This is a genomic window from Mycobacterium sp. NGS62 (assembly GCF_059812285.1).
Genome location: NZ_JCALCK010000012.1, coordinates 1 through 15558, shown reverse-complemented (window position 1 = coordinate 15558; position 15558 = coordinate 1). Strand labels below are relative to the sequence as shown.

Annotated in this window: 16 protein-coding genes; 8 read left to right on the top strand and 8 right to left on the bottom strand. The window is 66.3% G+C overall.

The genetic code is table 11. The annotated features are described in order from the left end of the window. The first annotated feature begins 69 nt into the window (after nucleotides 1-69). The 5 genes from AC5Y49_RS20760 (at nucleotide 70) to AC5Y49_RS20740 (ending at nucleotide 2541) form a co-directional block, all read left to right on the top strand. On the top strand, nucleotides 70-558 hold the full coding sequence (locus tag AC5Y49_RS20760) for a DUF4395 domain-containing protein (protein WP_499890617.1): 489 nt from the start codon (nucleotides 70-72) through the stop codon (nucleotides 556-558). Further along, nucleotides 537-1370 (top strand): sulfurtransferase, encoded by an 834-nt coding sequence (locus AC5Y49_RS20755; protein WP_499890615.1) that lies wholly within the window; start codon nucleotides 537-539, stop codon nucleotides 1368-1370. The genes AC5Y49_RS20760 and AC5Y49_RS20755 overlap by 22 nt, the downstream gene beginning before the upstream one ends. 1 nt (nucleotide 1371) lies before the next feature. After that, nucleotides 1372-1674 carry a DUF1416 domain-containing protein gene (locus AC5Y49_RS20750; protein ID WP_499890612.1) on the top strand — a complete coding sequence of 101 codons (303 nt, stop codon included), beginning with the start codon at nucleotides 1372-1374 and terminating at the stop codon, nucleotides 1672-1674. 61 nt (nucleotides 1675-1735) lie between these two features. Then, a complete protein-coding gene (locus AC5Y49_RS20745) occupies nucleotides 1736-1903 on the top strand; it encodes a hypothetical protein (protein ID WP_499890913.1) in 168 nt (55 codons plus the stop codon). Beyond that, nucleotides 1900-2541 carry a heme-binding beta-barrel domain-containing protein gene (locus AC5Y49_RS20740; RefSeq protein WP_499890609.1) on the top strand — a complete coding sequence of 214 codons (642 nt, stop codon included), beginning with the start codon at nucleotides 1900-1902 and terminating at the stop codon, nucleotides 2539-2541. The genes AC5Y49_RS20745 and AC5Y49_RS20740 overlap by 4 nt, the downstream gene beginning before the upstream one ends. A 278-nt stretch (nucleotides 2542-2819) precedes the next feature. Here the strand turns inward: AC5Y49_RS20740 and AC5Y49_RS20735 are convergent, their stop codons facing one another. Next, nucleotides 2820-3671: an aminodeoxychorismate lyase gene (locus AC5Y49_RS20735; protein WP_499890886.1), complete on the bottom strand. Its 852-nt coding sequence runs from the start codon at nucleotides 3669-3671 to the stop codon at nucleotides 2820-2822. A gap of 138 nt (nucleotides 3672-3809) precedes the next feature. Between AC5Y49_RS20735 and ygfZ the strand changes: the two genes are divergently transcribed. Beyond that, nucleotides 3810-4904, top strand: coding sequence for a CAF17-like 4Fe-4S cluster assembly/insertion protein YgfZ (gene ygfZ / locus AC5Y49_RS20730; RefSeq protein WP_499890606.1), 1095 nt, complete (start codon nucleotides 3810-3812; stop codon nucleotides 4902-4904). A gap of 136 nt (nucleotides 4905-5040) precedes the next feature. Further along, the gene (locus AC5Y49_RS20725; RefSeq protein WP_499890602.1) at nucleotides 5041-5232 is read left to right on the top strand and encodes a DUF3073 domain-containing protein; all 192 of its coding nucleotides are present in this window, start codon (nucleotides 5041-5043) and stop codon (nucleotides 5230-5232) included. A gap of 3 nt (nucleotides 5233-5235) precedes the next feature. Here the strand turns inward: AC5Y49_RS20725 and purM are convergent, their stop codons facing one another. From purM to AC5Y49_RS20710, 3 genes are all read right to left on the bottom strand, one after another. After that, complete coding sequence (gene purM / locus AC5Y49_RS20720) at nucleotides 5236-6330, bottom strand: phosphoribosylformylglycinamidine cyclo-ligase (protein WP_499890598.1); 1095 nt, start codon at nucleotides 6328-6330, stop codon at nucleotides 5236-5238. Nucleotides 6331-6366: 36 nt separating this feature from the next. After that, nucleotides 6367-7923: an amidophosphoribosyltransferase gene (gene purF, locus AC5Y49_RS20715; RefSeq protein ID WP_499890883.1), complete on the bottom strand. Its 1557-nt coding sequence runs from the start codon at nucleotides 7921-7923 to the stop codon at nucleotides 6367-6369. A 175-nt stretch (nucleotides 7924-8098) separates the two neighbouring features. Continuing rightward, nucleotides 8099-9682 (bottom strand): phytoene desaturase family protein, encoded by a 1584-nt coding sequence (locus AC5Y49_RS20710; RefSeq protein ID WP_499890594.1) that lies wholly within the window; start codon nucleotides 9680-9682, stop codon nucleotides 8099-8101. Between the two features lie 104 nt (nucleotides 9683-9786). On the opposite strand from AC5Y49_RS20710, the gene AC5Y49_RS20705 reads away from it, so the two are divergent. Continuing rightward, nucleotides 9787-10389, top strand: a complete 603-nt coding sequence (locus AC5Y49_RS20705; RefSeq protein ID WP_499890592.1) for a TetR/AcrR family transcriptional regulator — start codon at nucleotides 9787-9789, stop codon at nucleotides 10387-10389. On the opposite strand, the gene AC5Y49_RS20700 is transcribed toward AC5Y49_RS20705, so the two are convergent. From AC5Y49_RS20700 to purL, 4 genes are read right to left on the bottom strand one after another with little or no spacing between them, the layout of a single operon-like run. Continuing rightward, nucleotides 10386-10778, bottom strand: coding sequence for a sterol carrier family protein (locus AC5Y49_RS20700; protein WP_499890589.1), 393 nt, complete (start codon nucleotides 10776-10778; stop codon nucleotides 10386-10388). The genes AC5Y49_RS20705 and AC5Y49_RS20700 overlap by 4 nt on opposite strands. 2 nt (nucleotides 10779-10780) lie before the next feature. Further along, nucleotides 10781-11410 carry an Rv0804 family intramembrane glutamic endopeptidase gene (locus tag AC5Y49_RS20695; RefSeq protein WP_499890586.1) on the bottom strand — a complete coding sequence of 210 codons (630 nt, stop codon included), beginning with the start codon at nucleotides 11408-11410 and terminating at the stop codon, nucleotides 10781-10783. Continuing rightward, nucleotides 11410-13176: an alpha/beta hydrolase gene (locus tag AC5Y49_RS20690; RefSeq protein WP_499890582.1), complete on the bottom strand. Its 1767-nt coding sequence runs from the start codon at nucleotides 13174-13176 to the stop codon at nucleotides 11410-11412. The genes AC5Y49_RS20695 and AC5Y49_RS20690 overlap by 1 nt, the downstream gene beginning before the upstream one ends. A 4-nt stretch (nucleotides 13177-13180) precedes the next feature. Continuing rightward, the gene (purL, locus tag AC5Y49_RS20685) at nucleotides 13181-15484 is read right to left on the bottom strand and encodes a phosphoribosylformylglycinamidine synthase subunit PurL (RefSeq protein WP_499890578.1); all 2304 of its coding nucleotides are present in this window, start codon (nucleotides 15482-15484) and stop codon (nucleotides 13181-13183) included. Between the last annotated feature and the right edge of the window lie 74 nt (nucleotides 15485-15558).

The following is a 15558-nucleotide window of genomic DNA, read 5'->3' as shown; positions in this document are numbered from 1 at the left end:
TTCGCGCCGCTCTCGGAGCAGCCATTCTGGCGTGCCTCCAGCCCTTCCGTTGTCAACAGGAGCAGCTCTTTGTCGTCGAAATCCCACACCACCGCCCAGGTAGACGTTCGCGGCCCCCGGTTCGTCGCCTGGGTCACCACTGCAGCGCTGGTGGCCACGCTGATTGTCGCCGGATCCAGCGCGCCGGCGGCCGCCGTCATATTGGCCGGCCAGGCCGTCGTCTTCGCGATCGGCGCTTGGGCCGGGCCGCGCAGACACCCCTACGGCTTGGTGTTCGCCAACCTGGTGGCGCCGCGGCTGGGCCCGGTCCGCGAGCGTGAACCGGTGCCCCCGCTGAAATTCGCTCAGCTGGTCGGCTTTGTTTTCGCCGTCGTCGGCGTTTCCGGGTTCGCTGCCGGCGTTCCTCTGCTCGGAATCGTCGCCACCGCGGCCGCTCTGGTGGCGGCCTTCCTCAACGCCGCCTTCGGCATCTGCCTGGGCTGCCAGCTCTACCCGCTCGTGACGCACCTGCGTAACCAACCGAAAGGATCCACGCCATGGCACGCTCCGACGTCCTAGTCTCGACTGACTGGGCCGAGAGCAATCTCGACGCCGCTAACACCGTCTTCGTCGAAGTCGACGAGGACACCAGCGCCTACGACACCGGCCATATCGCCGGCGCGGTCAAGCTGGACTGGCGCGACGATTTGCAAGACCCGGTCCGGCGCGACTTCGTCGACGCCCAGCAGTTCTCCAAGCTGCTGAGTGACCGCGGTATCTCCAACGACGACACCGTGATCCTGTACGGCGGCAACAACAACTGGTTCGCCGCCTACGCCTACTGGTACTTCAAGCTGTACGGCCACGAGAAGGTCAAGCTGCTTGACGGGGGCCGCAAGAAATGGGAGCTCGACGGTCGTCCGCTGTCCACCGATGCCGTGAAGCGTCCCGCAACGTCCTACACCGCCAAGGCCCCCGACAACTCGATTCGGGCGTTCCGCGACGAGGTCATCGCCGCCATCAACGCCAAGAACTTGGTCGACGTCCGTTCCCCCGACGAGTTCTCCGGCAAGATCCTGGCGCCGGCCCACCTGCCACAGGAACAAAGCCAGCGGCCCGGGCACATCCCGAGTGCGATCAACGTGCCGTGGAGCAAGGCGGCTAACGAGGACGGCACCTTCAAGTCCGACGAGGACTTGGCCAAGCTCTACGCCGACGCCGGCTTGGACGGGTCGAAGGAGACCATCGCCTACTGCCGGATCGGTGAGCGCTCATCGCACACCTGGTTCGTGCTGCAGGAATTGCTCGGACATCAAAACGTCAAGAACTACGACGGCAGTTGGACAGAATACGGCTCCCTGGTTGGGGCCCCGATCGAGTTGGGAAGCTGATATGTGCTCTGCACCGAAGCAAGGACAGACGTTGCCGGCCAGCGTCGACCTGGAGAAGGAGACGGTGATCACCGGTCGCGTCGTGGACGGCTCCGGACAAGCGGTAGGCGGCGCGTTCGTGCGTCTGCTGGACTCCTCTGACGAGTTCACCGCCGAGGTTGTCGCGTCTGCCACCGGTGACTTCCGGTTCTTCGCCGCACCCGGATCGTGGACGCTGCGTGCACTCTCGGCTGCCGGCAACGGTGACGCGGTGGTGACGCCGTCGGGCGCGGGCATCCACGAGGTCGACGTCAAGATCGCCTGACGCTTGATTTTTCGGGCGAGCGTGCGTGTCCCCGATCGACACGCCGATGCACTGACCGGGTTTGCGCACGCTCGCCGCGGGGGCGGACACCCCGCCAGTCGGCGTGACCGGACGAACTAAACTCGTCGCCGTGGTGCTGTTCTTCGAGATCATGTTGGTCACGGCCGTCGTGGTCATCACCTGGTTCGCGCTCTATGCGCTGTATCGGCTGATCACCGACGAGTCGTGAGCGATCGGGCCGGCTCGGGTGACCGTGCGGTAGCCGCGGCCGCCGAACGCGCCAAGGTGACCGCGTCGCGCAACATTCCCGTCTTCGACGACCTGCCGGCGCCGGCCGACACCGCCAACTTGCGCGAAGGCGCCAATCTGCACGATGCGTTGCTGGCGCTGCTGCCGCTGGTTGGCGTGTGGCGTGGCGAAGGTGAGGGTCGCGGAACCCAGGGTGACTACCGCTTCGGCCAACAAATCGTGGTGTCCCACGACGGGGGCGACTATCTGAACTGGGAGGCCCGGTCCTGGCGGTTGACCGACTCGGGTGACTACGCCGGACATGACCTGCGAGAGACCGGTTTTTGGCGCTTCGTCGACGACCCCAGCGATCCCAGCGAATCGCAGGCCATCGAGTTGCTGTTGGCCCACTCCGCGGGCTATGTCGAGTTGTTCTACGGGCGGCCGCGCACCCAGTCGTCGTGGGAGTTAGTCACCGATGCGCTGGCACGCAGTAAGTCGGGCATGCTGGTCGGCGGCGCTAAGCGGCTTTACGGCATCGTCGAGGGCGGTGACCTGGCCTACGTCGAAGAACGGGTCGATGCCGACGGCGGATTGGTGCCGCATTTGTCCGCCCGGCTCTCCCGGTTCGCGGGCTAGCGAAAGCGAATCTGACGCCCAGCGTCACGCTGGAGTGACAGTCGCCACGAGTCCAGACATGGGACGGCCCCCGAGCCGTAGTTCCAGGTTGGACTGACCGGAGGCTCGGGGGCCGGGTGACTGCGGGGAATTCGCCAGCGCGCGCCGAAGATTCCTCGCCTGTGCGCTGCTTAGCGCGCAGCCACCTCACATGTCCATGACGCTATCAATTCGCGGACCACCTCCTTCCTTGTGTACGGCCGACGCTACCTGTTAATCGGCCGGGGAGACAACCGAATTCACCGGTCGCTGACGATGGCGGCGTCGACCAGCCCGGTGAATTCCGCGGCCATCGGCGAACGCGGTAAGGCTTTGCCGTCCAGCGTGTGAACGCGCGCGGCCAATGTCATGCTCGACACGAGCCAAACCCCCTGCGCGGCAAGCAGGTCCGACATCCGCAGGGCGCGGTAGTCGCAGTCGTAACCCTTGGCTCGCGCGACCTCGAAAAGAGCCTGCTGGGTGGTGCCGCGCAGGATCGGATACCACGGCGGCGGCGTCAGCAGGCACCGATCGTCGGTGGCGATCACCACGGTCGAGCGCGGCCCCTCCAGGATGTAGTCATCGGAGCTGACGAAGATGACGTCGCCGGCACCTTGCCGGGCGGCATGCCGCAGCGCGGCCATGTTGATCGCATACGACAGCGTCTTGGCGCCGGCCAGCAGCCACGGCATCGCATCCACGCCGGCGGCGGGCAGCCCGCGGGGCAGCGTCACCGCGGCCACCCCGTCGCGGCGGGCGTGGGCCACCCGGTCGGCAACCGCGTTGACGGTCACATACGCCGTCGGCGCCGAGCCGCTTTCCCGGCCGCGGCTGTAGACCAGTCGCAACGCGCCCTCGCCGGTGGTATCGGCCGTCCACTGCCGTGCCGCGATATCGATTGCGCGTCGCCAGGCGGGCAGATCGGGCTGCGCCAGGTCCATCAATAGCGCCGAGTGGGTCAATCGGCCCAGATGCGCCTCGACCAGGCAAGCCCTGCCATCGCGAACCAGCAACGTCTCGAAGACTCCGTCGCCGCGCACCGCGGCGAGGTCATCGGCGAACAGCAGCCGTGCCTCTGACGCATGAATCTCGCCGTCGAGCGTGACGACCACACCCGGGTGGCGTGCCATGGACGAAGAGCCTAGCTAATCTCCCGAGTGTGAAGCCAGGTTCACCCTCGGCGGCGAGCGTGAACCTGGCTTCACTTTGGGCGAGGTAGCTGGCCTCGGAACCGGACGTAGAGTTGACACGTGACTGCAGTTCCCGCACCCGCGCCGGGCCCTGATGCCGGCGCGATCTGGCATTACGGCGACCCCCTGGGCGAGCAGCGCGCAGCAGAAACCGAGGCCGTGGTGGTGGACCGGTCGCACCGCGCGGTACTGACCCTGACGGGTGCCGATCGACAAACCTGGCTGCACACCGTCTCGACTCAACATGTCAGCGAGTTGCCTGAAGCCGCATGCACCGAAAACCTCGTCCTGGACGGGCAGGGTCGCGTCGAGGATCACTGGATCCAGACCGAGCTGGGCGCAGTCACATATCTGGACACCGAGCCGTGGCGCGGCGAAGCGCTACTGGACTACCTGCGCAAGATGGTGTTCTGGTCGCAGGTCAGCCCCGCTGCCACGGATTTGGCCGTGCTGTCGCTGCTGGGCCCACGGCTGGCCGAACAACCAGTGCTCGACGTGATCGGCGTCGACGAGTTGCCCGCCGACATGACGGCGATGCCGGTGCCCGGCGGCGGCTTCATCCGCCGGATGACCGGCGCACCGGAGGACCCGATCGAGCTCGACCTGCTCGTCCCGCGCGATCAGGCCGCCGACTGGCAGCGCCGGTTGACCCAAACCGGAATTCGTCCGGCGGGAGTGTGGACCTACGAAGCCCACCGGGTGGCCGTCGTACGGCCGCGGCTCGGTGTCGACACCGACGAGCGCACGATTCCGCACGAAGTGGGCTGGATCGGCGGTCCGGGATCCGGCGCCGTGCACCTGGACAAAGGCTGCTACCGCGGGCAGGAGACCGTCGCGCGGGTGCACAACCTGGGTAAACCGCCCAGGATGCTGGTGTTACTCCAGCTGGACGGCTCCGTCGATCGGCCCTCGACAGGTGATGCGGTGCTGGCCAACGGTCGCTCGGTGGGCCGACTGGGAACCGTCGTCGACCATGTCGATCTGGGCGCGGTGGCCCTGGCACTGCTCAAGCGCGGGTTGCCGACTGACACCGCCTTGGTTACCGGCGGGAACGCCGACGTCGCCGCCGTCATCGACGCCGATTCGGTACCGCCTCCCGACGCGGTTGGGGCCGGCCGGGCAGCAGTGGAACGGCTACGCGGCACCACCCGATGACCACGCTCACAGCGGACAGGCCAGGCCGACATGCCATGACCGGGCACGGTAAACTGTCGGCAGGACAATAAATTCACTGACAGATCGGAGCCGCCTACTCATAGGCCGCTCCGTTATTGCGCGAGGGGGTTCCCCCATGGGCCGCGGCCGGGCTAAGGCGAAGCAGACCAAGGTTGCTCGAGAACTGAAGTACAGCTCCCCTCAAACCGATTTCGAGCGGCTTCAGCGCGAGTTGTCCGGGTCGAGCGCTGACGACTCCGACCAGCTGGACGACGACGACCAGCTTCCCGACGACACTTGGGGCGACGAAGGCGCGTGGCGTCGCTGACGTTCAGAACCGGGGGTGCTGCCCGACCAGCTTGGCTCGAGGGCTTTCTTTTCCGCCCTTGCTGACGGTGCCCAACACCCAGCAGTCCAAGTGCCGCGCGGTCAGGATGGCCAAGGCGCGATCGGTGTCCTCCGGAGCGACGACGGCGACCATCCCGACACCCATGTTGAAGGTTTTCTCCATCTCGACCCGCGTTACCCGGCCACGCTGCGCGATCATCGCAAAGATCGGCGCGGGGGTCCAGGTTCCGCGGTCGACCTCGGCCACCAGTCCCTGCGGAATGACGCGTTCCAAATTGCCGGCCAACCCACCACCGGTGATGTGGCAAAACGTACGGACATGGGTTTCGGCGGCCAGCGCCAAACAGTCTTTGGCATAGATGCGGGTCGGCTCTAGTAGCTCCTCGCCCAAGGTGCGGCCGAACTCCTCGACATAGCCGGCCAGGTTCATCCGGTCGATTTCCAGCAGGACGGCGCGGACCAGAGAATATCCGTTGGAATGCAGGCCGGAGGAGCCCATCGCAATGATGACGTCGCCGGGCTTCACCCGTTCGGGCCCGAGCACATCGTCGGCCTCGATGACGCCGACGGCCGTGGCCGAGATGTCGTAGTGGTCCGGCTCGATCAGACCGGGGTGTTCGGCGGTCTCGCCGCCGAGCAGTGCACAGCCCGCCCGCATGCACCCGTCGGCAATGCCGGCGACGATCGCGCTGAGCCGTTCGGGCACGATTCGGCCCAACGCGATGTAATCGAGGAGAAACAGCGGCTCCGCACCGCAGACCACCAGGTCGTCGACCACCATCGCGACCAGATCCAGTCCGACGGTGTCGTGCTTGTCCATTGCCTGGGCGACGGCCAGCTTGGTGCCCACCCCGTCGCTGGACGCGGCCAGCAGCGGCTCGCGGTAGTCGCCGCGCAGAGCGAACAGTCCGGCGAATCCACCGAGCTTGCTGCGGACCTCGGGTCTGGTGGCCTTGGATGCCAACGGCTTGAACAGCTCTACGGCTCGGTCACCGGCTTCGATGTCCACTCCGGCCGATGCATATGTGACACCCTGATTGCCCGGGTCTTTTCCGGAGTCTTTCCCGCGCTCGGTCATCGCGATAAAGGCTACCGGTCGATGCCGAGCCCCGGGCTAGGGATGCCGCAGAACGGAGGCCTGCTCCTCCTCCGCAGACACCTCCGGGGCCGAAAGCTCGGTTGGCACACCGGCGCCGCGCGCGGCATTGGCCAGCATGTGCTCGATGACGTTCTTACCCAGCGCGGTCTCGCTGGGCAGCTCGATCGGATACTTGCCGTCAAAGCAGGCAGCACACAGCCGGGAGGCGGGCTGCTCGGTGGCCGCGATCAGACCCCGCAGCGAGATGTAGCCCAACGTGTCGGCGTTGATGGCATGGCGCACCGCTTCGAGCATTTCGCCCTCGTCCTCGACGGCGTTGGCGATCAACTCGGCCGGGGACGGGAAGTCGATGCCGTAGAAGCAGGGCCACTTCACCGGTGGCGACGCGATGCGCACGTGCACCTCGACGGCGCCGGCCTCCCGCAGCATCCGGACCAGGGCACGCTGGGTATTGCCGCGGACGATCGAGTCGTCGACGACGATGAGCCGCTTGCCCCGGATGACTTCTTTGAGCGGGTTGAGCTTGAGTCGAATGCCCAGCTGGCGGATGGTCTGTGAGGGCTGGATGAAGGTACGTCCGACGTAAGCGTTCTTCATCAGGCCCTGCCCGTAGGGAATGCCGGATTCCTGGGCATAACCGACTGCGGCCGGAGTCCCAGATTCGGGGACCCCGATCACCAGGTCGGCGTCGATCGGGCATTCGCGGGCCAGCCGACGACCAATCTCCACCCGGGCGCCGTGCACGGACCGGCCGGCGATCGTGCTATCCGGGCGGGCCAGGTAGACGTACTCGAAGATGCAGCCCTTCGGGGTCGGGTTGGCGAAGCGGGTCGACCGCACGCCGTCGGCGTCGATCGCCAGGAGTTCGCCCGGCTCGATGTCACGCACAAACGAGGCGCCGACGATGTCCAGCGCGGCGGTTTCCGAGGCCACCACCCAACCGCGGTCCAACCGGCCCAATGACAGCGGCCGCACCCCGTGCGGGTCGCGGCATGCGTAGAGGGTGTTCTCGTCCATGAAGGTCAGGCAGAACGCTCCCCGCACCGTCGGCAGCAGCTCCAGCGCGGCCTGCTCGAGGCTGGAATCGGCGGCGCCGTGAGCCAGTAATGCGCCCAGGATGTCGGAATCGGTGGTGGCTGCGCCGGGCAGCCTGGGATTGATCAGCCCCGCCTCGCGGGCCCGCGCGACCAGTGCGGCGCTGTTGACCAGGTTGCCGTTGTGGCCCAATGCGACACCTGTACCGGCGGCGGTGGTGCGGAAAACGGGTTGGGCATTTTCCCAGGTGGTATTGCCGGTGGTCGAATAGCGGCAGTGCCCGATGGCAACGTGACCCTCCATGGCCGCCAGCGTCTGCTCGTCGAACACCTGGCTGACCAGACCGAGATCTTTGAACACCAGCACCTGCGAACCATCGGCGACAGCGATGCCGGCAGCTTCCTGGCCGCGGTGCTGCAATGCGTAAAGGCCGTAGTAGCTGAGCTTGGCAACGTCCTCGCCGGGAGCCCAGACGCCGAACACCCCGCATTCTTCGCGGGGCGGGTTTTCCTGAACCTCAATGGGTTGGGGCTGCACGGTCACGATGGGGCGGCTCCCTGTGGGCGCGAGTGGTGACAGTAACGGAGTCTACGGAAACGACCATCAAGACACCGAATCGGGCGAGCGTGTTGCGTACCTGGGCAACGGTTTTTGGTCCGCGATCATTCCCACTGGGGTTCAGCATTCACGCAGGTCGCAGCGGTCACTCCAGTCACGCCATTCGGGTACCGGTCGCCGCCAGGTCGTCGAGGACCTGGTACCCAGCGTTGTACCCGGGCGTGAAGGTGATGCCGGGCCCGCCGTGACATCCCGCGCCAGCGAGGTAGAGCCCGTCAATGGGGATGGGTAGGTCGACGAACCCTTTCGGTCCGGGGCGGTTCGGCCCCATCAGATCCGGGTGTAGCAGCCCGTGACAGAAATCACCGCCGGGCGCACCGAACATGGTTTGCATGTGGTACGGCGCAAAGGTGATGTTTCGCATCACGATGTCTTTGAAGTTCGGGGCGTAGCGGGTGATCTTGTCGATAACTCGCTGTGCCATCTCGTTTTTGAGGTGGCCGTGCTGTTCGCGGCTGGCTTCGACCGGGAAGGCGTACGCGAATGCGCTGGCGGCGTGCTTGCCCGGCGGCGCCAGGCCGGCGTCCAGGCAGGACGGGATTTGCATTCCCAACGAGGGATTGTCCGGGATGATCCCCTGCCGGCAGAGCTCCCATTGGCGTTGCTGCTCTTCGGGTGAGCCGAAAATCCCGATGGACTGCTGCATGCCGGGCTCGTTGAGCAGTTCGTAGGGCGGTGCAAACTCGGGCAGACCATCGAGGGCGAAGTGGATTTGCACGAATGACGCGCGGTGGTCGCGGCCGGCCAGCCGCGAGGCGAGTTCCGCCGGGAGGTGCTCGGGTGCCACCAGTTCGGTGAGGGTGACGTCGGGAGAAAGGTTGGACACCACCACCGGCGCGGTGATCGTCGCTCCGTCACGCAACCGCACCCCGGTCACCCGGCCGTCGTCGACGAGGATGTGCTCGACCTTGGTGCGCACGCGGATCTCCCCGCCGTCCGCGACGAAGAGTTCGCGCAGATGCGCGGTGAGTGCGCCGATGCCGCCCTCGAGTTTGGTCATCATCGCGGCGCCCTCGTCGGGCACTGCCAACGCGAAGGCCAGGCAGGTAGCACTACCCGGCGTGTAGGGGCCGCGGTAGGTCGAGTTCACCGCGAGGAAGGCGAGCATTCCACGCATCACCGCGTGCTTGTCTTTGTCGGGAAGGTAGCGGTCGATCACGTCCATCGCCGAGCCGAACAACATTTCGTGGATGGCGCGCCGTTCGGCTTCGCTTGTGGCGCAGGCATACATCTCGTCGAGCGTCCTCGGCGGTGTCCGCACCTCGAAGCGGCCCAGCGCACGAGCCGGCCCCTGGCTCCAGGCAATCAACTCGGCCATGCCTGCAATGGCTTCGGCACCGTGCTTCTCCCCCAGGTGGGTCATCAGCTGGATGGGATCGCGATAGAAGACCATCGCCTCTTCATCGGCCTCGCCGATGTTGATCGACATCACGTCGGGATCGACGGTGGGCAGCGTATCGAGGCCCAGGTCCTTGGTGATCTCGCTCGCAGTCGGAAACTGCACCGAACCCGCTATCTCATACCGGAATCCGTCGATCAACTCGACGGTGGCCGCCATCCCGCCGCAGTAGGTGTTGGCCTCCAGACACACGGTGTTCAACCCGGCGCGTTGCAGGATCGCCGCGGCGGTCAGGCCGTTGTGTCCAGCGCCCACGATGATTGCGTCGTAGTCAGTCATGGTGCGGTCTCCTTCCCGAGAACCCAAGATATGTCAGTACTGACATAATTGGAAGATGTCAGTACTGACGAAATTTGTGGGCGGCGGACTACGCTCGCGGTGAGATGACAGGCACGACGAACCTTCACGAGCTGCGCCGCCGCTCCACTCGCGAGACGCTGCGGCGAGTTGCGCTGGCCAGCTTCGCCGAGAAGGGGTTCGCCAATGTGACGGTGACGGAGTTGGCGCGCCAGGCCGGCGTCACCGAGCGCACATTCTTCCGGCATTTCCCAACCAAGGAAGCGGTGCTGTTCCAGGACTATGAGACGCAGCTGGAATGGCTGGCCGAGGCGTTGGCGCAGCGTCCCACTGCCGAGCCGTTGTTCGACGCGGTCCTGGCCAGCGTGCAGACCTTTCCGCATGATCTGGAAGTAGTCCACCAGGCCGCGACGGCACGGGTCGAGTTGATCAGCGCCGAACGTATCGCCGCGCACCTTCGGGTGGTGCAGTCGTCATTCGCCGCGGTGCTGACCGACTTCGTCCGCAAGCGATACTCGCACGTGCCGGATCTCGACCTGGTCGCCGAGGTGGCTGGCTGCACACTGGCCGCTGCACTCGTTGCGGCGGTGGAGAATTGGGGTCGCGCCGGGTGCACCGGCGACCTGGGCGAAACCGTTGCCCGCAGTCTGGATCTGATTCGGTCGGGGCTGGCTCCGCTGTCGCGCTAACCGGTCAAGCTCACCAGCGGGAGCCACATCTCGATCTCGCCTGCCCGCGAGCCCGAAAGCTGCAGCGCTCCAACGGATATGGCGTCAGCGAGCTGCATCAGTCCGGTAGCCAACAACAGCCAGGTGCGCGGATCGGTTTCGACGACGTTGGGCGGGGTGCCCCTGGTGTGCCGCGGCCCCGAAACACATTGGACGGCAACAAATGGTGGAATGCGGACTTCGACACTGGAACCGGGCGCTTGCCCGGCCAACGTGCGAGCGGTGAGCCGGACTGCGGCCGCCAATTCGGCGCGGCCGGGCGGAGGACAGGTCTCGTCGCGCAGCCATTCCTCGACGGCCAGCACCGCCGCGCGGGTCTGAGCCGGATCAGCGCTCTGCCGGGCGGCCATGCTTAGCCGAACCGCCGCTTGATCGTCAGCGCAGCCACCGCGCCGGTCTCGTTGATCGCCAGGTGCGCCAGCATCGGCGCCGCCAGGCTGCCGGATTGTTCAGCCAGCCAACGGAATACCCAGCCGGCGACACCCGTGGCCAACACAGTCGGCACCACCGGCTCGCCGGTGGCCCGGGCGTCAGCGATGTGGGAGAGACCGAAGGCGGCGGCTTGCAGCAGTCGACCGCCGGAGTCGCCGAACGCGGAGGTGGCGACGGTGGCCAATGCCGCACGGTACGCCGCTTCCTCGCTCCATACCGTGCCCAGCGGTATCCGCCACAACAACCAGACCGGCGCGGGCGCAGGCAATTCACGGATCGACATCGAGAATCGCACCATGGGCACCGCTGTCGTCGCCGCGACGGCCACTGCCACGGCGACACCCGCCGCCAGTCCGAGCCGCAACCCCGCCCACAACCGCGGCGGACGCAGACCCAACTGTGCCCCGGTCAGCAGCACCAGCAGCCGGGCCATTCCGGCCTGCGCCGGCGCCCGCCACGGCATCGGGATACCAGGGCTGACAAAGCTCCAGCCGACCAACGATGCGGCCAGTGCAACCGCCCGCACCTGTCGAAACATCCTGTGGCGCATCAATGCTCAGGTCCGTCAGCGCCCTCGGTGTGTTTCAGCGCAACCCGTATGCGCTCAGTGTCGTCGGCTGTCCACCCGTCGGGTGGAGCGACGGCGGCCCAGCCGTCCAGCACCATGTCGCCGTAGTTGTGGCCATGTCCGCCCGGCATGCCCTCGGCATTGGTCAGGTCAGCGCTGACCTGCCAGAACGTGACGATTGGATACCAGCGCATCGAGGCGCTGCGATCCTGGCCGGGCGGTTCAACCAGCCAGTCCGGGCGGCTGAACAACAAGTCTGGTGACCACCAGACCACCGGGTCGGACGGATGCTGCAGAAACAGCACCCGGGCCCCGTCCCACGGCGGCGCGGCAATGCGAGAGATGTCGGCCGGCGTCACCGCTTCGGAGAACCGAACGGTTCGTCCGTTGTCGTAGCGCGGCTGCACCGCGGGGGTGCCCGGATCACGCCGCACCAGCAGCGCATGCCATAGCGAGCTGTCCTGCGGCGGGCCGACCCACAGCACGCCGCTGAAGCCCAGCCGGGAAATGTCGGGCAGATAGTCGAAGGCGCTTTGCCCGGCCATCGAGCCCAGGCTCTCGCCGTAGAGCACCAGCTTCGGCCGTTGGCCGGGTTCCAGCTGCTGCCAACGGTCGTGGATTGTGTCGATCAGCAACCGCCCGGAGTCCATCGACTTCTGCTTGTCGGCCAGAAAGGAGATCCAGCTGGGCAGATAGGAGTACTGCACGCCGACCATTGCGGTGTCGCCGTTGTACATCATCTCGATCGCACGCGCCGCCACTGGGTTGATCCAGCCGGTGCCGGTGGTGGGGACGATGATCAACACCTTGCGACTGAATGCCTCGGTGCGCTCGAGTTCATGGATCAGCACCTTCATCCGCCCCTGGTCGTCGTCGGCGGTATGCAGTCCGGCGTATACCCGAATGGGCTCCCTGGCGAGCCGGCCGTTGACCCGGGTCAGCTCAGCGGCGTGCGGGCCGGTGGCGACGAAGTTGCGGCCCTGGTAACCCAGGGTGTCCCACGGCGCGAATGACATTGGACTGCCGGATCTTTCCGGAAGTGTGGGTGGTGTGATGCCAGCTCGAGTTTCGCTGTTCTGCGGTTGGAAGGCGGCGTTTGCCCCGGCGAAGAATCCGCGGATCAGCACGCCGTTGATCAAGGTGACCAACACCACCACCACGATCGCGGTGCCGATGAACAGCGCCGTCTCGCTGTGCAGGTGCCACCGCCTGATCAGCATCCGAGCCAGCAGCTTGATGGCGTCGATGAGCACCCGGAAGACCGATACCACCAGCGCGCTGACCGCGACCGCGACAAGCAGCGTGCGCAGGTAGGACCCTGTGCTCGGCCCGTCGATACCCATCAGTGCCGAAACTTGCCGCTGCCAGGAGGCGGCCGGGATGAGCATCAACACACACGCCGTCGGAGCGGTAGCCACCACGGCTGCTTTCACCCAGAACAACGCCGGTGCCGGCGGGGGCCACCAGGCGGCGTTGCGAAGGACGAAGCGGTGCACCGCCTTTCCGATCACCACACCAAGGCCGTAACCGAACGCGGCGTTGACACCGCCGATCAAGCCCTGAAACAGCCAGTCATGCGGCAACAGCGAGGGCGTCAGCGACAGACAGAAGAACAAAGCACCGAACGCAGTCCCGACGAAGTTCAGTCGCAGCAAGCTCCATGCCCAAATCAGCAGCGGGTGGCGGCCACGGGTTGCGGTCTGTGGCGGGGCCGACTCACCGGTGACGTCGTCGACGGGGGTGCTCATGTCCTTATCCGAAGAGCCGCGGCAACACACCCTCAAAGGTGCTGCGCAGTTCGTCCAGGGACACCGTGAACAAACCCTGTACCTCCACCGAATCCGAACCTTGGTCGACGACACCGATGCGGATGGCAGGCAGCCCCCGCGCTTCACACATCGAGACGAACCGGCTCTCCTCGGTGCGCGGTATCGCCACCAATACTCGGCCCGCCGATTCGGAGAACAACATGACAAATGGGTCAGCGTCGTCGGGAAGCACTATGCGGCAACCTGTCTCGCCGGTCAGCGCCGATTCCACCACGGCCTGAGCCAGGCCGCCTTCGGACAGGTCGTGGGCCGCGGATACCAGACCGTCTCGCGTGGCAGCGCTCAACACATCGGCCAGTAGCGTTTCGCGGGCCAGGTCCACCGCGGGGGGTAATCCGCCCAAGTGGTCGGCGGTCACCTGCGCCCAGATGGAGCCGTCGAATTCGTCCCGGGTGTCACCGAGCAGCAGCAGCGTCTCCCCCGGCTCGGTGCCCATGCCGGTGGGCAGACGCCGACCCACGTCGTCTATGACGCCCAAAACACCGACGACCGGGGTGGGCAGGATGGCCGTCGACCCGGTCTGGTTGTAGAAGCTGACATTGCCGCCGGTCACTGGAATGCCCAGTGCTGCGCAGCCATCCGCGAGCCCGCGGACCGCCTGCGCGAATTGCCACATCACGCCCGGGTCTTCCGGTGACCCGAAGTTCAGACAGTTGGTGACCGCGACCGGGGTGGCCCCGGTGGCCGCGACGTTGCGGTACGCCTCGGCCAGCGCGAGTTGGGCACCCGTGTAAGGATCCAGCAGGGTGTAGCGCCCCGACGCATCGGTCGATACCGCGATGCCGCGACCGGTGGCCTCGTCGACGCGCAGCATGCCGCCGTCGGCGTACTCGGCCAGCACGGTGTTGCCGCGCACGTAGCGGTCGTACTGCTCGGTGATGAAGGCGCGGCTGCACAGGTGCGGACTGCCCAGCATCGCGAGCAACGTCGCGCGCAACTCGTCGCCGGTGGCCGGCCGGAGCAGCGTGCTGGACCGGTCGGCGTTGAGCCCATCCTGCGAGTCCGGCCGGGCGACTGGACGCTGGTACACCGGACCTTCGTGGGCCACCGTGCGGGGTGGCACATCGACGACGGTCTCGCCGTGCCAGGTGATTTTCAGCCGGTCGCCGTCGGTGACTTCGCCGATCACGGTGGCCAGCACCTCCCATTTACGGCACACCGCCAAAAATGCGTCGACGTTCTCCGGCGCGACCACCGCGCACATCCGCTCCTGCGACTCGCTGCAGAGCACCTCGGCAGGGGTCATGTTCTTGGCCCGAAGTGGCACTGAGTCCAGCTCAACAGCCATGCCGCCATCACCTGCGGATGCTAATTCTGATGTGGCACAAGCTAATCCGGCTCCACCGAGGTCCTGGATGCCGACCACCAGGCCGGCGGCGTACAGCTCCAGGCAGCACTCGATGAGCACCTTCTCCATGAACGGATCGCCGACTTGCACCGAGGGCAGTTTCTTTCTGTTCTTGCTGCCGTTGCCCGACTCGTCGCCGCCGAAGGTCTCGGAGGCCAGCACCGACACCCCGCCGATACCGTCGAGCCCGGTCCGCGCACCGAACAGGATGATCTTGTTCCCGGTGCCCGAGGCAAACGCCAGATGCAGGTCCTCTTGCCGCAGCACACCCACACACATCGCGTTCACCAGCGGGTTACCTGCATAGGAGGCATCGAAGACGGTTTCGCCGCCGATATTCGGCAAGCCCAGCGAGTTGCCGTAGCCGCCGATACCGCGCACCACGCCGTCGACAACGCGGCGGGTGTCCGGGGCGTCGGCGGCGCCGAAGCGCAACTGGTCCATCACCGCGACCGGTCGAGCACCCATCGCCATGATGTCGCGCACGATGCCGCCGACCCCGGTGGCCGCGCCCTGGTAGGGCTCGACATAAGACGGGTGATTGTGTGACTCAACCTTGAATGTGACCGCCCAGCCATCGCCGATGTCAACGACGCCGGCGTTCTCCCCGATGCCGGCCAACATGCCGGCCCGCATCTGCTCGGTGGTCGTCTCACCGAAGTAGCGCAGATGGACTTTGGACGACTTGTAGGAGCAGTGCTCACTCCACATCACCGAGTACATGGCCAGCTCCGCGTCGGTGGGCCGACGCCCGAGAATGTCGCGGATCCGCTGGTATTCGTCGTCTTTGAGACCCAGCTCGCGGAACGGTTGAGGCAGATCAGGGGTGGCTGCGGCCTGCTCGACGGTATCCACCGCTTGGGTGAGCCCGGATGTCACGCCGTCAGTCTAGGCAGCTCCGTATCGAGCCTGCGGTCATGGCAGCGAGACTGCGCCCAGATCGTTGACCGGCA